Source organism: Bacillus sp. SIMBA_026, assembly GCF_046535335.1.
GTDB lineage: Bacteria > Bacillota > Bacilli > Bacillales > Bacillaceae > Bacillus > Bacillus velezensis.
Genome location: NZ_JAWRWX010000322.1, coordinates 1 through 254, shown reverse-complemented (window position 1 = coordinate 254; position 254 = coordinate 1). Strand labels below are relative to the sequence as shown.

The following is a 254-nucleotide window of genomic DNA, read 5'->3' as shown; positions in this document are numbered from 1 at the left end:
CGGGCGGATCCACCGCCCCCACCACAGCGCCGGTCCTGGTGGTCACGCTGAGCGCCTGACGCTTTCGGCGCTACATTTTGGCACCACAACACGACGGCGGCCGTCCCACCAAAGGGACGGCCGCCGTCGTGCATTTGCGGTGTTTGAGTAGCTACAAGATGAGCGACAGAAGCATCACGAACCCGAAGCCCACCAGGGAAATCAAGGTTTCCATCACGGACCAGGTCTTGAACGTCTGCCCAACGGTGAGCCCG

At 62.6% G+C, this 254-nt stretch carries 1 protein-coding gene; it reads right to left on the bottom strand.

Going from position 1 to position 254, the window contains the following annotated elements:
• Positions 1-151 precede the first annotated feature (151 nt).
• The coding region (locus tag SB847_RS21640) for a GntT/GntP/DsdX family permease (RefSeq protein ID WP_410578749.1) at positions 152-254 on the bottom strand (103 nt) is incomplete at its 5' end.